Raw genomic sequence first — 20,718 nt, 5'->3', positions numbered from 1 at the left:
TTTTTATATCCGAACACTTTTTTTCGCAGTTAATAATTTCACATCTCATGAAAGCACTTCCGCTGCCTTTTCCCGGGCTTTTTCCAGTGTTTCGATGAACCCCACGCTGTTTTCAAGAATCTGACCTGTCGTTAATTTACTGCCAATCTGATGTGCATTCCTGATTCGGATTTCCACCGGATCCATGCCAATTTTTCTTGCCAATGCATTCATCTGACCTTCATGACAAACGGCTACCTGGGGCACCCCAAATCCACGGAATGCGCCACTCATGGGATTATTGGTATAAACAAACGTTGCATCTGCCCGAACATTCGGAATGCTATAAGGACCGGTACAATGGACCATTGCTCTAGTGATCACCGCTGGTCCATAAGACGCATAGGCCCCGGTGTCACTGCATATCTTCACTTCCATTGCCATCAGCATGCCGTCGCGGGTAGCTCCTGTTTTTGCTTCAATGGTCATGGGATGACGTTTTGCAGAAACCATGGTTGATTCACTTCGAGAACGCACCATTTTCACTGGTTTCCTGGTATGATAGGTCAGCAGCGCACAATGGCACTGAACCGAGATATCCAGCTTTCCACCAAAAGCACCGCCGGTAGCCGCCTGAATCACCCTCACCTGATTGTAGGGCAGCCCCAAAAGACTGGCCACTTCATTGCGGTCATAGTGGGGATTCTGAGTAGATGCCACAACAGTCATCAACCCATCATCGTCGTAATAGGCAATACCGGCATCGGGCTCAATGAACATGTGGCTGAGGCGATGAGTCGAATAGACATTTTCGATAATAATGTCACATTTTTTGAAAGCCTCATCCACATTCCCACATTCCAGGTGTTTCACCTGATGAATATTGGTTGTCCCATGAATAATTGGGGCATCCGCTTCCAGAGCCCGTTCAAAGGTGAAAATAGGTTCGATTTCATCATAATCTACCTCAATCAGAGCCAGTGCCTCCTCCAGAATTTCCGGACTCTTTGCAGCCACGACTGCCAGGGCATCTCCATAGCGTCTGATTTTGTCATCCACAAGACAAGGTTCATCTTTGATAATGATGCCAAAGCGATTCTTTCCTGGAATGTCGTGATAATCGAGGACGGCTTCCACTCCATCCAATGCCCTTGCTTTCTCAAGATAGAGTTTTTTAACAGTAGCATGGGGAACCGTGCTTCTGAATACCCTCCCATAAAGCATATCTGGAAGGCTGTAATCCGAAGCAAATTTGGTAGTACCCAAAACCTTTTCGAGGCCATCCACCTTGACCTTGCTTTTTCCGATCACCGAATATTCTTTAGCCAATTGATTCTCCCCCCTGTTCCAATTTTTGTTTATAAATCTCAACAGCATTTTTTACAGCGGCATGAATTTTTTCATAGCCGGTACAGCGACAGAGGTTTCCAGACATCCCGACTTTTATTTCTTCTTCCGTCGGAGATGAATTTTTCATCAGCAGCGCTTTTGCCGTCAAAATCATGCCAGGGGTGCAGTAACCACATTGAACCGCCCCTTCATCGAGGAAGCACTGCTGCAGAACATCCAATTCTCCATTTTTGGCAAGACCTTCCAGAGTAATAATCGTCGACTGATCCGCCTGACCGGCGAGCATACAGCAGGTGGTTACCGCATCACCGTTAAAGATTACGGTGCAGGCACCGCATTCCCCTTCGGAACAGCCTTCCTTTACACTGGTCAACTTGAAATCTTCTCTTAATAGATCAACTACACGCCGATTGGGAAAAACGTCAATGACACGATCTTCGCCGTTTAAATTTAAAGAAATTGAAATTTTATTCATTTGATTTACCATTTAATTGTTCAAGAATAGCATCAAACAGTTTCCTGTAAACACCCTGAACACTTTCTTTTTTATAAAAAACCGACCACGGACGGCTTTTCGCACTTTCATAGACGGCGTCATGGAGCATCGGAAGAGTTTCTTCCAGTAGTTCCCGAGTTATTTTTTCACCCAATAGATGAGCCTCTGCTTCTTTAAAGTGCAATGGATACCGGGATAAGCAGCCGCCTCTCAAAGAAGCCTTAGTACAGATGCCCGCATCATCCACCTGCACCAGAATACCGGCACCGATTACCGAAATAGCCAGAGATTTACGCTTAGCCAGTTTGTAAAAAGCTGTTGCGGTATGGTCGTCGGGCAAATCGAAAAATATCTCAGTCATGATTTCATCGGCCAGCAGCGCATTTCGGTTGCTGACGCCTTTTCCTTCCAGGAATTCGGCCAGTGGTACGGTCCGCTTACCGCGCACACTGTCCAGCACAACCGATGCATTCAGCGTCATCATAGCACTGACACCGTCTCCTGCCACCGAAGATGTAGCCAGATTCCCGCCGATGGTTCCCAAATTCCGAATTTGAGGCGAACCAACTGTACTTGCCGCCTGACATAAAACCCGAACCCGCTCTTGAATAACCGGATGACTGGCAATCATCGCGAATGTGGACAATGCACCAATCCGTATCTGCTCCCCATCAATACGGATATATTCCAGCTCTTTAAGTCTTTTGATATCAATCACCACATCAGGCCTGACATGTCCCTCATTCATTTCGATGACAATATCGGTACCACCAGCCAATATGGATGCCGATTCCTGATATTGATTTAAAAGGGCTTTTGCTTCGTTAATGGTTTTTGGTGTGAAAAAGTCAAATGCTCTCATTATTCCCCTCCAGCCACCCGGACATTGGTAATTTTCTCCCAAACTTTGATGATGGCAGACATATCTTCCCGACCAAGACCCGAAGCCCGTCCACTTTCAAAAACCTGTGTTGCCAAAGCTGTCATCGGTAATGGGATATTATTTTCCTTCCCTGCTTCCAGAGCCAGGCCCAAATCTTTGTATTGCAGATCCATTGCAAATCCGCCTTCGAAATCATCCTTCATAATAAATTTTTCCAGTTTGGCCTCCATGGCATAACTGCGACCCGAACTTTTACTGATGATTTTCTGCATAGTTTCAACTTTCAGTCCGCATTTAACCCCTAGAATTAACGCCTCCGCCAGAGTGGCCATATTGCATCCCAGCATGAGATTGTTGACAATTTTAATTGCATCCCCGGTTCCGGTAGGGCCCACATGGTAAATATCCCCACCGATAACTTCCAAAACGGGTTTGATTTTTTCAAAAACCGCCTCATCCGCTCCAACCATAATGGCCAAGGTACCTGCGTCAGCACCCTTAGTACCGCCACTTACCGGCGCATCCACATATTTGATGCCCATAGTTTCTGCAATCCCAGCCATTTTCAATGTACTTGAAGGAGATACACTGCTCATATCAATAATCACTGTTCCTTCTTTACATTGGCTGAAAAGCCCTTCCGAGCCGACCATCACCGTTTCGACGATACCGGCATTAGGAAGCGATGTAATAATCACATCTGAAGACGCCGCAACTGCTCCACCGTTTGAACAGCCAACTGCTCCAAAGGCAACAATTTCATCAACGCTTGTTCTATTTACATCAAAAGCGGAAACCTGATAGCCTTCTTTCAGTAAATTGACTGCCATTGGTTTTCCCATGGCGCCCAGGCCAATAAACCCGATTTTAATTGATTTATCCATTTTTTTACTCCTTATATTGAATTTTGTAAGCATTCACATAGTACTGCAAGCAATTGCTATCATCGAATTTTTACATAAATCTATGTAAAGTTTCGCTTTATTTTTTCAGTTTAAATCGCTCAATCATTTGTTTAAGCAGCTCAGCCTGACCAGAGAGCTCTTCACTGGCAGCAGCACTTTCTTCGGCAGTGGCCGAGTTCTGCTGAACCACATGAGCCACCTGTTCCACCCCAGTATCAATTTGAGCAATCCCCGATGCCTGTTCGTTGGAAGCAACCGCAATATTACCGATAAGGCTGGTGACTTTTTCAATACCTGATACAATATCGTTTAAAGCGGCAGCGGTATCATCTGCAATTTTTGTTCCTTCTTTGACCTTGTCGATGGAGCCTTCAATTAAGACAGTGGTTTCTTTGGCAGCATCTGCACTTCTAGCCGCCAGGTTTCGAACTTCTTCAGCAACTACAGCAAATCCTTTGCCATGCTGCCCAGCCCGGGCCGCTTCCACTGCGGCATTAAGAGCGAGAATATTAGTCTGAAAGGCGATATCATCTATTACTTTGATAATTTTTGAAATGTCGTTGGATGATTGGTTGATGGCCACCATAGACTTCTGCATTTGAAACATTTGAGCATTGCCTTTGGCAGCATGACCTTTTACGGTATCAGATAATTCCCTTGCTTTATTAGCATCCACTGCATTGTTTTTTGTCTGATTGGCAATTTCTGCAATGGAGGCAGTTAATTCCTGAACCGAGCTGGCTTGCTCTGTGGAACCCTGAGCCAGAGACTGACTTCCTGCGGATACCTGACCTGAGCCCGAGGCAACCTGTTCGGAGGCCACATTAATATCCCCCATTACATCGTTCAAAGAATCAATGATCACGTTAATTGCATTAGAAATGGTTATAAAATCGCCCTGGAATGCCTTTGCATACTCAATATCCAGATTTCCCTGGGATAATTGTTGTATTTTTTCAGTAATTTCGCTAACAACACCATCCAAAAGTTTAGCAGTGTTGTTGACTGTTTGCTTGAGGGCATCCACATCACCGTTATAGTTACCGATAATCCGTACCTGGAGGTTTCCATTCGAAATAGCGCCCATAACTGTCATTATTTCTCCCAGAGGCTTGTTGATTTCTTCCAGTATGGCATTCATGCCTCCAACCAGTTCTTCCCATGCACCTTTAAATTTGCTAGTGTCCGCGCTTGCCTGGAGATTACCGTTAATTACTGCATTGGTGATTGTCGTGGCTCCATCAATCATGTCGCCGATAGATGATTTTACTTCACCTAAGCTATTGTTTATCTCGTCGAACTGAATACTAACCTCACTAGTGTGCTCATCGGCTTCACTTACGTTCATATCAAATTCCAGATTACCTTCTGCCAGACGCATCAAGTTATCACCCAATCGGGCAACTTCAGCATGAGTATAATCTCTAACTCGGATAATAGGCGTCAAATCGGTTACGATTTCTACAAAGCCAATGTTTTTACCTTTTTTATTTTTGAGGTAAGCCGTATCCTGTTTATTACTTCGACCAACCCATTCGAAGTAAGAGTCAGCCAGATCCTGATCCACCAGGCGTCGGATACCACAGCCTGCGGTTTGACAAATGTTTGCCCCAGCATTAAAACAATCCATACCACAAGCGGATACACGATCAGTGATGACACCGTTTTTTATCATCAGTTCTTCAAATGCACGGTTCATAAAGGTCCACTTCATCTCCATGTCGGTGACATGGATCGGGAAGGGAATGCCATCGATAATGGCCTCATACCAGAACATGTTATCTACCACCGTATCCAAGGTCTGGTTTACTCCTGAAATAACCTCGGCATAGTCTCCTGTATGTCTGGTGACGTCGGCCCGTTTGGTGAAGTCACTGCGAATGGCAGCATCCGAAAGCATGATGGTGTCCGTTACCAGCCTTGAAATGGCTTCTTTGATGGAAACCATGCTGTTGCCCAGCACGTCTTGTTTGGAGCGGGGCTTGATTTCAACCTTTAAATTGCCATGGGCAATTTTCTGGGCGGTTTCGGACTGATCCCGAATATTTTCGGCCATATTTACAAAGGATCGGATCAGCTCGCCAATTTCATCAGCTTTGGCATCATCAACCATGTCAAAGTCGATCTCGACATCCCCCAGAGCCAGTTGATCGGCTGCATCAGCCAATCGAGTGATCGGACGGACAAAACTTTGAGTCGAAACCACTATCAACCCCACAATCACCAGTAGTCCCAAGCCAAAGATCACCAGCATCATAGTCTGGATGGAATCATAGGATTGATTGAATTCCTTCATTGGAAGTCCAGTGGCCAGTACCCAACCGGTATCACCGATTTCTGTGACATAGCCCTGGCTTTGTGTACCAGCCGATATATAGGAAATCGGACCAGCTGTTTTATCGGTAAGTGCGACAATAATGTTTTCAGATAAATCGGTGTCGCTCAAAGGTTTATTGTCAAATTCGTCATTAGGATGGTCAAAGACAGTACCATTGTTGGTTGATACAACAAAAAAGCCGGTTTCCCCTATTTTATTTTCAGCAATGATTTCTTTAATGCGATCAATTGAAAAATCTACACAGGCTGTGCCAATTATTTCCTGAGAATTTGAAGCGAAAACCGGTGATACCACTGTTACAATAACTTCATTGGTAGTAATATCTTCATAAGGTTCGGAAATGAAAACAGTTTTTTTCTGAAGCAATTCCTGATACCAAGGCCGGGAATTGATGTCGAAATCTGGACTGGAGATCACTCCATCGGACTGTATAAATTGGCTGGAGTCCACATCAGCAATCCAGGTTGTTCGTATATTCTCAGGATCACTGGCAGCCACGTTCTCCAAAATTTGTTTCACTTCCAGATAATTGGCAGTCGCGTTCATTCCAGTGCCTGGGGTTACTTGATTGAAGATACTTTGAATTTCCGGGTTTACCGACATTTGAGAAGCGATTTCCAGATAGCTGGTAAAATAAGTTTCAATTTCATTGGAAACTGATTGGGATCTTGCTGATAATTCATTAACGGTTATTTTGGTAATGGCCTGGTTAACCACATAAAGTGATATACTGGCCACAATGGTAAAAATAATCACAACCGGTAAACCAATGGTCAGCAGCATACGAATGAGCAAACCTTTTTTCTTATCCATTTCTTATCCTCTTCTTTAAAAGTCATTTGGGTAATGCCCAAATCCTTTGTTATTGCTATTTTAAATTGCTAATTAGCAGCTTCAATTCAAATATCTCAGAATAGTCCTGTATTTTTTTGTATTTTGTAATTATTATTGGATGTCATTCGGTTCCCACTGCAGCGCAACACCGCCAACATCTGCATAGACAGCTTGAAGATTTCCCAATTGAAACTGATGTAAGCTCTCATTTTTAATCTGATCCAGACTCTGGATTACTTCTTCCCGGCTCAGTTGCTTAACCTGAGTTACCACTTCAAGATCATCAATATCACTATCTGGGTAAAGATTCCCGGCCAGATCGGTTATAACATTTTCAGATTTGATATAAGAAGCATTGGCGATATGCGTGGCACAGGCATCTGCGATGCAGCACCGTTTCGCAAACACGGTCACTGCATTGGCAATGCCCCGGGTGAAGCTGCGTCCCCCCAGGCCGCTGGTACACACCCCACCAATACCATCTTCTACACGGATGGTAACGGTTTTTTCCAGTTTTCCCGTCTCCACATTGGGCAGGATACCCATTTTTACAGATTGATTTTCCCTCAGCCGAATGGCGACATCCCCGCCGTTATTAACAATGACCTTGTCGACATCCCGAGCATCGAGCCAATCTGCCAGGGCATCAGAAAGAGCTCCTGCCACCGTGGCCATCGGTGTCAGAGTTGGTTCCTGAAGCCGTTTGACGGCCTTCACCATTTCCAGCGGTAGGCCACTTAAGGTTCCGGAACTTATTGTCCCGAGATCGATGGTTCTTGAATATTGCGATAAAAGATGGCGTTTTTCAGAAATTTCTGCCAGTAAATCGGGGATGTTCAATGCGGCTTCTGAGCACAGCTTTGTTTGAACCACGCCTTTTTTTATAGCCATAATCACCATGGTCACCGGACCGTAATCCACAAAAACCCGGCCATCGCTGAGGATCTGAAAAGGGTATTCACTCATTTTTTTTATATTCGGACACATCTCTGATCTGATCCATGTGTCCTCCCATGGCATCATAATCAGATTTTCGCATGGTATACTCCACCGGTGCAACGGTGGCCGGGGTCGGTACCCAGGTAAAGGCTTTATTGACTACTTTTTCAGTATCGACCATAAAGTTGATCCCGCCACCGGGATACACAAAGGCTGGTGCTCCGCCAATAGTCAATACCGCTTTTTGGGATTGAACAGCTTCCGTTATTTTTACCGGATGGGTGCAGACGCCACCTCTGGCACTTCCTCCCGTTCCACCGGTATACAAAACCGATGTCCTTGAACGCTGACAATTATTCTGAATGGCCAGCGCAACTGCCATAGCTGCCTCTGTCATCGGGATCTCCTCAAAACCGCCATCCCCCTGCAAGGTAAACAGCGCAAAGATTTCGCCGGTAGTGTTCACAACCATGACCTTCATCCCCGGCTTTGCAATCGTCATATCACAACCTTTAATCGCATCCCGAGGCGTTTCCAGTGTGGTCCCGCCAATGCCTTGTCCGTGTTCGCCAAAATAGCGGCCTCTTGAACTTTTTGCAGCATTAGGAATCAGACCGCTCCAGATCATGCCCACCGCTTCACCGGCCAGATGCTCAGAGCACAGGCCAATAACGTGATGATCGATGACAATACAGTCATCCACCGCTTCCTTCATCAGCTTTGCGAAGAGTCCCACAGTAGCGCTGCCGCAACCAATCCGCATGATGCTTTCCTCTGCACCATCGATGATAGGCGCTTTCCCTGCCTGTAGCTTCAGACTGGTCTTGCGATTCACTTTCAGCTCAACTTCTTCACCGTTGGCCAGTTCCACAATCGTCCGTGCCGTTGCAAATCCGGCGTCGCTGGTGAGTTTATTAGCTCCGCCGATGGCAATCATTTTAGACCCATACTCTTCCGTATTGACCATACCAACGATTTTATTGCCCCGATAAACCGGATCACCCTCTTCGCCGATATAAGTGTTCGTATCCAGTTTAATGATCAAACCGCTGTAACTCAGCGGCGCTTCGGTGACCACCGTCACCACATCCACTCCGTCCCGGCACTGACTCACGATATGAGGAGCCGGTTTTGAGCAGGGATAATTTGTGCCGGCGCCGACGGCCGTGATGATCGGCTGCCGAATCGCATCTTCTGCTTTGGGTAATGCCCTGGGTTCGACCACAAGCGCCCGGTCTCGAACCAGTTTTCCATCCACATTCCGATACCGGGTACATGCCCCCGTCAATCCAACCGGGACCTTGCATTGAATAGGACAGGAACTGCAAATTACGACATCAGCTTTTACCTGACTCTGGCGAATTGCATCATATTGACAAACCCGCTTACATATGCCACATTCCACACACTGATTTGTAATTACAATAATGGTCTGTTTCTCAGTCTTTTTAACTTCAACGGCTCCTACCGGACATTCATTTACACACATTTTGCATTTTTTGCATTGATTTGTATCTATTTCAAACATCGTCTGTCTTCCTCCCTCGTCTTCCCTGCTTCACTTACCAATCAACTAATCTTCATCTTTTCTCCAAGACAGGTTTTTGAAGCTTTCAAAATAACATTGTAAAGTGTGATGCCGACGGATGAAATCGCAATTAACTCGGTTTTTGTCAATGATTTCCTAGTCATTTTGATTTCGATCCGTTCATTCACTGCACTTACTTCAAAATCGCCATCATGGGTCTGTATAAATCCTTTTAATCGGTAAGTTGATGGAATCGTTTCTTTCAAGAAAGCTTTGACACACTTAAAATCCAGAGGTTCTATTGCCTCCATGGATATGGTTACTGGTCTGGTTTCAGGTGTATTTGACGTTTCCTGGTCTGGATTCATCGGAACCGATGACGTTTCAAACAATGTTCCAACATCAAATCTGCAATAAGTGGTGACAATCACTTCTGCCCCGGCATTGAATTCGTGGACTTTTCTAATAAGCTCAGCCTTCGTTTCCAGATCAAATAAATCCGCCTTATTGACAAGAATGATCCCAGAATTTTCGACCTGGCGTTTCAGCGCCGGTAGGATACCGGACATTTTTATAAAATGTTCACCGTCGATTACGCATAAAGATGTTGTGAATTCATATTTTTCATTCGTTTTTCGGGCAATGCCATCCAATATTGGTTGAATATTTGACGGATCGGCCAAGCCTGATGCTTCAATAAAAAGCAACTCCAGATCATAGGATGCCATCGCAATTAAACTATCCACAAATTTATCTTTGACGCAGGCGCAGAATATCGAACCATTTGAAACTTCAGCCATGGTCAAGCCTTCTGTTTCAACCAGTTGATAATCAATATTCACTTTGCCGAAATCATTGACAATAACCCCTATTTTCCGGTTATGAAAAGACGACATTAACTCTTTGAGCAACGTCGTCTTTCCGGCGCCTAAAAAACCTGTCAACAAACAGATATTTGTCTTTCGACTTTGCGCAGCGTCACAATTACATGTGATGTTATTAGAATAATTCTTCAATTTCTTTACGTAATTCCTCGCTGTCAGGAATCATTGAAATATGTTTTATTTCCCCATTGATGCACATGGTTGGTAAATTTGAAATGCCCATTCGTTGACAGCGGACCACATTTTCACGCTCTGTGTATTTATATTCAATGATATCAATTTTATCGCCAAAATAGTCTTTCGCCTTTTGGGCTGCCGCCATCATGTAGGTACAGGCTGCACATTGAACCGAATCAAAGGTGAACACCTCGACAAATGGTCTTTCCAGCTTCTCATAGTCCGGGATATCAATTTCAATATCACTCAAATCAGGTCCATCATAACCCTTAATCAGCTCTCTTGCCTGCTCAGTGTTTTTGACCGCCTGAGAACAGGCGATGGTGTTTTCGAGTGGTACATCATACGGCATATCACAGCCGGGGCTCACAATCATATTGCGTTTATCCGCGATGGAATCCAACAGCTCGACAACATATTTCAGGTTATCCTTCGGTTCGCCATGAAGCATAACAGTTGCAAGTGGGACATTACCGCTGATGGCAATATTGTATTGATCGGTGACTTCCTTCCCAGCCTTAAAATCGACATTTTCATCCACAGCAATGCTGTCAGGATTTGTTTTACACATAACATCGAGTTGTGGTGCGGCGTTTCCGCAGACAAAGAATGATGAAAACCGATCTTTATTTCGAATATAGTCAAAGACTGTTGTAAAGGCATCAGATAGCATGGATTCAAAGGATTCCGGTGCGATCTGGCTGACAAGCGGATCGACTACAGCGATAACATCCATACCGGCTTCGATATAAAAATCGCACATCTTCATAGCCACTTCAGCACAGAAGTTCACAAGCTCCCGGACATAGTCTTCATCCATTAGCATATCCAGAAAAATATCGGTACCGCGCAGATGGGAAGCCAAAGTAAACGGGCCGCAGATTAAGCCATATAAGGCAATATCATCACCAACAGATGCCTTCAACTTCGTCATTGCTTCCAGCATTACGGGAATTCGACCCGATGTTTTCGTTGGGATCTTGCATCGACATGGAATTCCTTTTGCATCCCCTTCATTCGGATGTGTATTAACCGCGGGCGGATTATCTTCAGCCCAAAGCAGTTCGCATCCCATGATTTCAGCCTCCAACTGCAGATCAAACATGATCGGCATTCCATCAGGCCCATAGACCTTAGCCACTTCCATCAGTGACTCATATAATTTTTGCCCATCTTTCAGTATTTCTTCTGCTGTATATCCGGCGAGTTTGCCAGAATGAATTCCGGCAAACGGAACCCATGGCATCCGTTCCGTTTCTTCATGCCGCATCGTCTTAAAAATCAGTTCTTTACCCATTGCTTTATTCCTCCATTTAGTATGATATATTAACCTCAAATATTTTTTGTTCAGGCAGATTCACTCGTATGCTGCCATACCCAATTCAATCAGCGAATTTTGATTTGAATCAGCGTTGAATTATGCTGTGGAATCAGAAAAACCTGCTTCCAGGTAATGAGTCTGACTGAAAAAAAACTCTTTTACAGGAATATGGGCACTTCGAGAATCAGAAGATACCCACATCCTTAAACCATTTTATTAATTTAGACTTGTTTAGCTAATCTATTCTTGAACATCATAAAAACGATTATTCGCCCGTGTACAAATCTCATAAAACTCTTTGGAGTCTGCTTCGTCCTGTTGGGTGAACAGGCTAACCGCAACCATCGTTACTGTTGCACCTAAAAGACCGATGGCGCCATACCAGGTGCCTCCCAGATCCCATGCAAAGTAGGTTAAGAGTACCAGAATTGTTCCAACAATGGTTGATGCGATGGCAGCCTGTTTTGTGGCTTTCTTCCAATACAATCCAAAAACCAGGATTGGAAATAATGGCATAACAATTGAAATAGAGAACATAATCATGGTGAAAATAAGCTCGGGCGGATTAATTGCAATCAGTAAAGAACCGATCCCCAATACTGCAATAATAATACGGTTAACCAAGCTTTCTTTTTCAGCTGGAACGTTAATATGGAATGTATTTTTCAATAAGTCAGACGATACAATCCCTGATGCAACGGTTAGGAATGCATTGGCTGTCGATAAGCCAACAGCAGTCGCACCAACAAAGAATCCGACCATCATAAAAGCTGCAAGCGTTGGATTAAAGGCGATCACAAAGTTATTGATCATAAAGGGGATGATCATTTCCGTATCCCCTTTTGTCAAGTTGCTGACTAAAGCAAGACCAATCAAACCAATAAGCATTGTCCCCGTCCAAACCACTGCCTGAATCAGAGGTGCGATATACGATAATTTTCTTTGAGATTTTAAATTGTCTCCAAAATACCCTGCCCGAACAAATACATGTGGTAACATAATCGTCCAGCCAATGGCACAAGATAAAGGATAACCCAGCCGCGAAGCATTCGTCACCCATCCATCCGGACCCGGGTATGAAAAGAAAGCAGGCGTATTCGTCCATAGCGTATCAACGGCGGTCGTCAGGGATCCACCAAAACCTACAATCAGGCAGGCGATCACGATGAACCACAATAACCCGATGAATAATAATCCCTGGACGGTATCGGCCATAGCCGCTGATTTAACACCGCCAATACAAACAAATACAGTCATAATCAAACCGACAACAATAACTGCCGTTTGATACGGAATGGCGCCGCCGGTTGCAAAATCCGCTGCTTGAGCAATAGCGACAAGGACTGATGATATGTATGGAAAAGATGCAGCGAGAAAGATCAATCCTAAAATCGTCCGCAGTGCCGGACTTTTAAATCGTTCAAAGTAAAAATCAGCCGGCGTAACATAATTTCCGCCTCTTTGCTGATTAATCATCCATACTTTATTCATAGTGAAGTGGGCGATAATCGGAAATAATGCGATATAGCTTAATTCCGAGAGCCAGTAACCCATACCACCTCGGTAATACGCACCGGGACCAGCAAAGAAAACCCAGGTACTCATCAGAGAAGCGACATAGGTCATGACCAGCACTGGCCATGCAACACTTGCTTTTAATAAACCGCCGCTTACTTTCTGTTTTTTTTCTTTTTGGGTAACATAAAAAGCAACACCCAGAAGAAAACACATATAGATTGCAAGAGTAATCCAAATTGTTGCTGAACTTAACATTTTATATCCCCTTTACTCTCGTCTTTTGTATCTCGTAATCTGTAAACTTTATAAACTTTATGCATACCAATATAAACGGCAGCCCACAGAGGAATCAAGGTTAATGCAGCATGTATTAGCATCGGAACGGACTCGTTATAGGCTGGCAGCCCTGGGAAGTTATATAACATGTATAACACAGTAACAACAATAAGCCATATCTTTTCAGTTTTTGTGACTCTCATATTTTCTTCTCCCTTTCTGCAACTTTCAAGTATTTATAAGCGTCTATTTAACAAGTGCTTCATTGGCCAGTTTCAGTACCTTCTTAACTTCCGCCATTTTATCTGCCGAGAGTTCATATGTATCTTCTGCATTCATAATAATATGAAATTTTTCCAGCGCTTTATCAGTCAAAGACTTACAGCCATCAGTTTCCCAATTGACAGCACCATCGCGGTTAAACATATCCGGTCGATGCGGTTCCATGAAATGGCGGTTTGTGTGGGGACTCATCAGGTAGCTGAATGTCGGGTCCTTATCCAGACAAGCAAAGATTTCTTCAGAGTCTATCGTTTCAATATTTACATCTAAACCTCTGCGGAGTCTTTGAGCAATTCCAAAGATTTCATTATCAATAATCAATTGTAGTGGACTGATGGTCTTTGCGGTTTCCAATTGTCCGGCCCCACCTAAAATTGATGCGGCAGACATTGCCATTGAATCGGTTAAATTTGTTCTTTCAATGAAATTTTGAGCATCCATTTCCATACTGTCTGTTCCAGTACCGTAAGAATGCGCGCGGATATTATAACCATTTTCAAATAATTCCATTGCAATTAACCGGGCAATCGTGATTTCCGTGTTTGACTGCAAGGTATAGGTTGTCATCATATCCATTGAGAACAATAATGGCGTAGCAATCACAGGCAGTCCAGGATGGAGTAATTCCAGCATAACGATCATCGCCATAATTTCAGCACAAGCAATAAAGGCAGTGCCTTGAGCGGTTACCGGTGTGTTTGCTCCAGCTGTCGGCAATGAACAGGGTTGCACCGGAATACCTGATTTTGCACATCGATACAGGATTTCCGCATCCATATGCTTATAGGTCATACAGGGAACACTACAGGCGATAAAACTGACAATCGGTTTTTTCTGCAATTCTTCCAGTCCGCCAACCGCAGCTGCTGACATATCGATGAGATACTGAACATTATCACTTTCATAGGGCTGTATCCATATATGCTTTGCTGAATGTTTAAGCGCTTTTTCAAGCGTATAAACATCAACAGCATCGCCTGGCACATATTCACCTGAAGTACTTGGTAATGTAACAAAATCAATATTTTCCATGGCATTTGTCAATTTATACCATTCTTCAACTTCTTCCAATGTTGTGTAGTGTGTATTACCTTTGATATCACGGTAATTTGGTGCCCCGGTATTGGTACGGGAATAAAACCCGCCGTCTGGATTTGGAAAGTCCAGATCTCTGGTTCCCGAAGGAGAATAAAGAGTAAATTTCTCTGGAATCGCTTTTACAGCCTTGTCAATGAGTTCCTTTGTGAATTTGAGATCTTTAGTTTCCATGTCGACCTGACAACCAAGTTCTGCCAAGTCACTCAGCATTTCATCATGCTCCAGATGAATCCCTCTTTCAATCAATAAACGTTCAATTTCACTCTTTAAAAATGATAATTCAGTATCATTCATTACATTATATTTAATTCTGCCAACCATATCAGTTTCCTTTCATTTCTAAAATTATAAGCTTGTGACGTATTCTTTTGCCCAATTAGCAGCACTTGCAGCATCGGCAGCGAAGCCATCGGCATTAATTTTATTAGCCCAACCCTGCGTAACTGGAGCTCCGCCAATCAACACTTTTACCTGGTCTCGAACCCCAGCTTCTTCAAAAGCCTTGATAATGTGTGCTTGTTCATTCATTGTTGTTGTTAATAAAGCCGATAATCCAACAATTTGTGGATTGTGTTCTTTAATTCCCTCAATAAACTGTTCTGCAGTAACGTTTGAGCCCATATCAATGACGTCGATGTTCACACTTCGCATCATCAGAACAACCAGCTTCTTGCCAATGTCGTGTAAATCTCCTTTGACTGTACCGACAATCGCTTTTCCAACCGTTGTTGGACCATCACTTTCCAGTAAGGGCTTAATCACCTCTACACCTTCATGCATAGCTTTTGCAGCCATTAGAACCGTTGGTACGAAAATTTTACCGGCACCAAATCGCACTCCAATTTCATTAATACCGACCATCAAACCATCATTCAAAATGCTTGATGCATTGACCTCTTGCTGTACAGCAAGTTTAACTTTTTCTCTTGTACCTTCTACATTTCCAGCGATCACAGCTTCGCTGATCTCATTTAATAGTGACATACGTTCCTCCTCTTAAATCTATTTTTATCTTTTCTATCAAAAGGTCGTTAAACCATTTTAATTATATTTTTTCAATCATGAATTTTTAATATTTTTTCCATACCGATGATAGCGTTTTCAGCATATTCAACTCCAATTTCTTTGGCAAATGCTAAGGTAACCATTACCCCACCAATGATAATGACGACATCCCAACCAAATTCATGATCTTTAATCTCTTTGACAATCTTTCGCATACTTACCATCGCCGATGTGAGCATAGCCGACATCATCACAAATCTTGCCTGGTATTTTGTAATGGCATCGATAAACTCTTTTCCCGAGATGTTCGCACCCAAATCAATCACCGTGGTACCGACACTCTCAAGCATAATTGAAACAAGATTTTTGCCAATGGTATGGACATCACCCATGACCGTTCCAATAATAACCGTTTCCGAAATCATCAGCTTATTTTCCTGCTGACTCAGATAAGGTTTTAGGACTTCTATACCAGCCTGCATAGCACGTGTGGACATTAAAACCTGAGGAATAAAACTCTTCCGATTTGTCAATAATACTCCACATTGATCCATAGCCGGAATCATACTCTTTTCCAGAATCTCCATGGCATCATAACCATTTGACAAACACTCACGGCATAGTTCAACCGTACAAACTTCATCTCCTTCAATTATCTTTTGAAATATTTTTTTTGTTGGCAACATTGTGTCCTCCTGACTGTTGAACCAATAAACAAATTATATCAGGCTTATGATGTTTAATATAGAAAATGCAACACAAGTCTTTGTAGAATTGCACTACGTTTTCATAAACTCCCAAAGTCTGAAGTGATTCCTCTGTTTTTTCTTGACAAAAAACCATGTTTTGGTAAAATATTGATGTATTGTAATAAAACATCCCTTATTTAGCTTAACGATTTACTAAATATTTTACCCTAAAACGGGATTTTACGATATGCATGTCTCATAAATTTCTCTCTTTCTTAATTTTTGGGGATTGATTGGAAAATTTAATTCTTAAACGAAGGAGCATACAATGGAAGATCACATCGAAAAACTTAGAAAAGTTCTAACCGATTTTTGCACGTGTACTGGCGTACCAGTATCGGTTTATCAACCGTCCGGCGAAATCATCATGACATTCTTGTCTGAACTGAAGTTTTGTTCAATCTTCAGCGATCATTATGGCAATCTGAATAAAAAATGTGAAGATACACTTTCTTTTTCCGCTCAATTCTCCGCTAATTTAGGTGAACCCTATATTTTTACCTGTCCTTCCAACTTCATCAATATTGCTATTCCTATCATTATTGATAACAAATACTTCGCCAACGTGATTATCGGTCCCCTGGTCATGGGGAATATCAACGAAATATTTTTGGATAAAACCTTCCAATTATATCCCGATTTTCAAGCATTGCTCCCAAAAATATCACTTGCTATTTCCAAAATGATCATATATAATTCCAGTCATATTCAAAGTCTTTCAACATTATTGTTTAACACGCTGCTTGGTTTCTACAAAAATTGGCAAGATTATGAACATCTCAATGCCAGATACCAAACCCAACTTTATATTGGTGATCAAATTAAAAAATATAAAAACAAGTCCACTTCATCATTCGAAGATGTCTCAACGTTAACATCGTTAGAACATAAACTAATCCGTTTTGTTGAAGAATGCAACAAAGAAAAAGTCCAGGAGATTTTGTTATTGTACTATGACGAAATTCTCATTATTGAAGGCGGAAATTTCGAAAATATTAAAGGCCGAGTACTTGATTTGTTTGGAACCCTTTCTCAAAGAGCCATAGACAGTGGTGCTTCGATAAAAACAATCTTCAGTTTTGACATTAATCAGGTCTTCTCCATGAGCCAGATTCATAACATTACTGAACTATTCAATTGGATTTTTCATATTATCAATCACTTTGTTGATAATGTGTACCACTCTCTGGTACGTGTACAATCAGAGATCATCAAACAGGCGCTCGTTTTTATCAATGACGGATATTGTGAAAAGATTACTTTGAATGACGTCGCTTCTCATTTGCGCATCAGTAAAACATATTTATCAAAACTTTTCAATCAGGAAGTAGGCGTCAATTTCACCACTTTTCTGAATGATAAACGAATCCAGAAAAGTCTTGATTATCTTGAGAATAAGGACATGAATTTTGCTGATATTGCATTGCAAGTCGGTTTTGGAGATCAAAGCTATTTCACAAAAGTGTTTAAAAAGCTCCTTTGTGAAACCCCAAAAGAGTACCGCAAACGGATCACTGCTCAACTGCAGGAAAAATGATTGGAGTTCAATATGGTTGTATTCACACAAACCGAATTTATTTATGACAAGGATCGAATTTTTCGTCAGCTACATCTGAAAGAAAATGAAAATGCTACAAAATATACCCATCAGGTTTTCCCAAAGCTCATTAAACTTGCCAAAGAAAATCTGAAAATCACCACCTGTTATAGTATCCGGAAAAACATTACTCATCTTAATCTTCCGAATATCGATTGCTGTAAATACGTTGTTTCATGCTTTTGTTCGTGTTCAAATAAAATTAATGAAGTCATTGAAGACCTCATTCAAAAAAATGAATTTCTGGATGGATTCCTCTTAAACCATATTTCAAATGAAATACTATTTAATGCATCAAATCAGATGAACACGCAACTCGAAAATACCATCAACTATTTGGGACTAAGGTTAACAAAACGTCATTCACCAGGTGAAAATAATATCGATTTACAAGTCCAGGAAAACATTCTTCGTAATCTGAAAGATGAAACAAATCTTGAAGTAAGTTTGACAGAAAATTATATGCTGGAACCCGAAAAATCGATGTTGTATTACTTTGGTGCAGATTCCCAAATTGAATCTCATTCAACGAAACATGATTGCAAAACATGTGATTCAATAAATTGTCCCCATCGTCTTGTTGACTGAATTTATAAAATATATTATGAGGTGACTATGTATCAACTTACATTTATCAATCAAAAAATGTCCATTTGTGTTAATGGCGGCACCCTAGCCGATGCCTCTTCTAAAGCTGGATTTCCCCTTGATTTAGTCTGTGGCGGCAAAGGAACCTGTGGCAAATGTTCTGTCACCATTGAATCCAACGGTCTGAAACGAAATGAACTGGCCTGCCAGTTTGAAATTACCGAAGATTTGACGATCTATCTTGACGCCTCCCAATTTCTTGACCAGGCTTCACTCCTTACCCATCATCTTGCTCCGCAAGACGTTATCTTTAATCCATCTATTTCTAAAACGCATTTCCTTCATTCAGACATGATGCCTGAGACCTATAGTGATCACCTAAAAAACGCTAACGCCCCCCTGCTTCAAAAGTTTTCTGTAATCATCAATACCACCGAAAAAGATGGCTTTACCGCAGTTTATCGTCAGAGTCAGATCATCGATTTCCAAAAAGGCGATACTACGGACTGGCTGTTTGGCGGAGCAATTGACATTGGCACCACCAGTGTCGTGCTCTATGTATACGATTTGAAAACAGGTGAATTGATCCAGACGGAATCAGCCCTAAACAAGCAAATCACCTTTGGCGCCGATGTCATTACCCGTATCTTGTCCTGCCAGGAACAGGATACTGCTTTAACCGAACAAAACAACTGTATCCGCTCCACTATCAACAGCCTTCTTGAAAAATGTTACGTCAACCACCCCCATTTACGAGATCATCTCTATCAACTCATCCTCTGCGGTAACAGCACCATGCAGCACCTTTTTTTCAAACTTAATCCTATCGCACTGGGTGTTTTTCCCTTTTCCAACATCACCCAGAACAGCATTCTCACTAATAATGTTCACTGTGGTTTAGATCTTCCCGATTTTTCAACCATTGAATTTTTACCGCTATTAGGCGGTTTCGTCGGTGCTGACACAACCGCTGTTTTATTGACTTTACCCCAGGATGAAAAAAAATACCTGATGATTGACCTTGGCACCAATGGTGAGATCGCAGTTGGTAACACCCAGCAATTCTATACGGCTTCAACTGCTTGCGGACCTGCTCTGGAAGGTGCCAATATTGAATGCGGCATGCGCGCCAGTGAAGGAGCCATCGAAAAAATCACCCTGGCCAATGACGTCATTTCTTTTAAAGTAATAGGTGATACACAACCCATCGGCCTTTGCGGATCTGCCATAGTTGACGCAGTTGCCATCTTACGATCCATCGAAATCATTGACGAAACAGGGTATCTGCTTACACCCGATGAATACCGCAAAAAACGTCCAGACAGCCAACTTTTTTCCCAACTGACCTTATTGGAGACCGATGATGTGGTTTTTTACTTTTCCAACGAGACAGTGCCTGTTTACATCTCTCAAAAAGACATCCGACAGATTCAGTTGGCAAAAAGCTCCATCTATTCCGGCTGTCTAACCCTTTTGAAGGAATGTGACTTAGTCCTTGATGATATAGATGCGCTCGTCCTAGCTGGTGCCTTTGGTAATTTCATCGATATTGAAAACGCTCTGGCCATAGGCCTGCTCCCTCTTATTCCAAAAGAAAAAATCATCTCCATCGGCAACGGTGCAGGACATGGTGTCCAGCTTTGTCTGTTGAACCAGCATGAAAACCAGCGCACCCAATCCATTCAATCCCATACAAAACAGGTCAACTTGGCCGATAGCGCCGATTTTATGGAAGCCTACATCATGAATATGAACTTCAACTAATCGCTCCAGCTGCACACATCCTTTCAAATAAAACAAAGGTGTCTGAAGAATATTTTATCTTCAAACACCTTTGTTTATATTATATTAAGTTTGATAAAATTTTGCCAAATTTTTTCATTTATTTTCACATGCTGTCCATGCTTGGATACCACTGGTCAGACCTCTTTGTCTTCGATTCATTATAGTTGACTGACCCTTGCCTGTCAA

General features: G+C 42.5%; 16 protein-coding genes. 3 read left to right on the top strand and 13 right to left on the bottom strand.

Annotated features, from left to right (window positions below; translation table 11 throughout):
• Positions 1 to 45: 45 nt before the first annotated feature.
• The 13 genes from AKG39_RS20775 to AKG39_RS00160 form a co-directional block, all read right to left on the bottom strand.
• Positions 46 to 1,308, bottom strand: coding sequence for a xanthine dehydrogenase family protein molybdopterin-binding subunit (locus tag AKG39_RS20775; protein ID WP_341406594.1), 1,263 nt, complete (start codon positions 1,306 to 1,308; stop codon positions 46 to 48).
• Complete coding sequence (locus AKG39_RS20225) at positions 1,301 to 1,804, bottom strand: (2Fe-2S)-binding protein (protein WP_050738364.1); 504 nt, start codon at positions 1,802 to 1,804, stop codon at positions 1,301 to 1,303. Before AKG39_RS20225 ends, AKG39_RS20775 begins: the two co-directional genes overlap by 8 nt.
• Positions 1,797 to 2,687 carry an FAD binding domain-containing protein gene (locus AKG39_RS00215; protein ID WP_050738342.1) on the bottom strand — a complete coding sequence of 297 codons (891 nt, stop codon included), beginning with the start codon at positions 2,685 to 2,687 and terminating at the stop codon, positions 1,797 to 1,799. Before AKG39_RS00215 ends, AKG39_RS20225 begins: the two co-directional genes overlap by 8 nt.
• Positions 2,687 to 3,592 (bottom strand): NAD(P)-dependent oxidoreductase, encoded by a 906-nt coding sequence (locus AKG39_RS00210; protein ID WP_242852522.1) that lies wholly within the window; start codon positions 3,590 to 3,592, stop codon positions 2,687 to 2,689. Before AKG39_RS00210 ends, AKG39_RS00215 begins: the two co-directional genes overlap by 1 nt.
• Before the next feature lie 97 nt (positions 3,593 to 3,689).
• A complete protein-coding gene (locus tag AKG39_RS00205; protein ID WP_050738341.1) occupies positions 3,690 to 6,764 on the bottom strand; it encodes a methyl-accepting chemotaxis protein in 3,075 nt (1,024 codons plus the stop codon).
• Between the two features lie 132 nt (positions 6,765 to 6,896).
• The gene (locus AKG39_RS00200) at positions 6,897 to 7,751 is read right to left on the bottom strand and encodes a UPF0280 family protein (RefSeq protein WP_050738362.1); all 855 of its coding nucleotides are present in this window, start codon (positions 7,749 to 7,751) and stop codon (positions 6,897 to 6,899) included.
• Positions 7,744 to 9,252: a 4Fe-4S binding protein gene (locus tag AKG39_RS00195; RefSeq protein ID WP_050738340.1), complete on the bottom strand. Its 1,509-nt coding sequence runs from the start codon at positions 9,250 to 9,252 to the stop codon at positions 7,744 to 7,746. The genes AKG39_RS00200 and AKG39_RS00195 overlap by 8 nt, the downstream gene beginning before the upstream one ends.
• A 41-nt stretch (positions 9,253 to 9,293) precedes the next feature.
• On the bottom strand, positions 9,294 to 10,196 hold the full coding sequence (locus tag AKG39_RS00190; RefSeq protein ID WP_160316119.1) for a GTP-binding protein: 903 nt from the start codon (positions 10,194 to 10,196) through the stop codon (positions 9,294 to 9,296).
• A gap of 55 nt (positions 10,197 to 10,251) precedes the next feature.
• Positions 10,252 to 11,610, bottom strand: a complete 1,359-nt coding sequence (locus AKG39_RS00185; protein WP_050738338.1) for a uroporphyrinogen decarboxylase family protein — start codon at positions 11,608 to 11,610, stop codon at positions 10,252 to 10,254.
• A 264-nt stretch (positions 11,611 to 11,874) separates the two neighbouring features.
• Positions 11,875 to 13,407 (bottom strand): sodium:solute symporter family protein, encoded by a 1,533-nt coding sequence (locus AKG39_RS00180; protein WP_050738337.1) that lies wholly within the window; start codon positions 13,405 to 13,407, stop codon positions 11,875 to 11,877.
• Between the two features lie 267 nt (positions 13,408 to 13,674).
• Positions 13,675 to 15,129, bottom strand: coding sequence for a trimethylamine methyltransferase family protein (locus AKG39_RS00170; protein WP_050738335.1), 1,455 nt, complete (start codon positions 15,127 to 15,129; stop codon positions 13,675 to 13,677).
• Between the two features lie 24 nt (positions 15,130 to 15,153).
• Entirely contained in the window at positions 15,154 to 15,792 is a 639-nt protein-coding gene (locus AKG39_RS00165; RefSeq protein ID WP_050738334.1) for a corrinoid protein, read from the bottom strand.
• 71 nt (positions 15,793 to 15,863) lie between these two features.
• Positions 15,864 to 16,499, bottom strand: a complete 636-nt coding sequence (locus AKG39_RS00160; protein WP_050738333.1) for a cobalamin B12-binding domain-containing protein — start codon at positions 16,497 to 16,499, stop codon at positions 15,864 to 15,866.
• A 331-nt stretch (positions 16,500 to 16,830) separates the two neighbouring features.
• Between AKG39_RS00160 and AKG39_RS00155 the strand changes: the two genes are divergently transcribed.
• Genes AKG39_RS00155 through AKG39_RS00145 form a run of 3 tightly spaced genes read left to right on the top strand, consistent with a single transcriptional unit; the run spans position 16,831 to position 20,511 of the window.
• Positions 16,831 to 18,099, top strand: a complete 1,269-nt coding sequence (locus AKG39_RS00155; protein WP_050738332.1) for a PocR ligand-binding domain-containing protein — start codon at positions 16,831 to 16,833, stop codon at positions 18,097 to 18,099.
• Positions 18,100 to 18,111: 12 nt separating this feature from the next.
• Complete coding sequence (locus tag AKG39_RS00150; RefSeq protein WP_050738331.1) at positions 18,112 to 18,747, top strand: hypothetical protein; 636 nt, start codon at positions 18,112 to 18,114, stop codon at positions 18,745 to 18,747.
• Between the two features lie 27 nt (positions 18,748 to 18,774).
• Entirely contained in the window at positions 18,775 to 20,511 is a 1,737-nt protein-coding gene (locus tag AKG39_RS00145) for an ASKHA domain-containing protein (protein WP_083439332.1), read from the top strand.
• The last annotated feature ends 207 nt before the right edge of the window (positions 20,512 to 20,718 follow it).

This window comes from Acetobacterium bakii (assembly GCF_001263355.1).
In the GTDB taxonomy this organism is placed as follows: Bacteria; Bacillota; Clostridia; order Eubacteriales; family Eubacteriaceae; genus Acetobacterium; species Acetobacterium bakii.
Note: the sequence above shows the minus strand (reverse complement) of the source record. Positions and strands in the feature narration are given on the sequence as shown.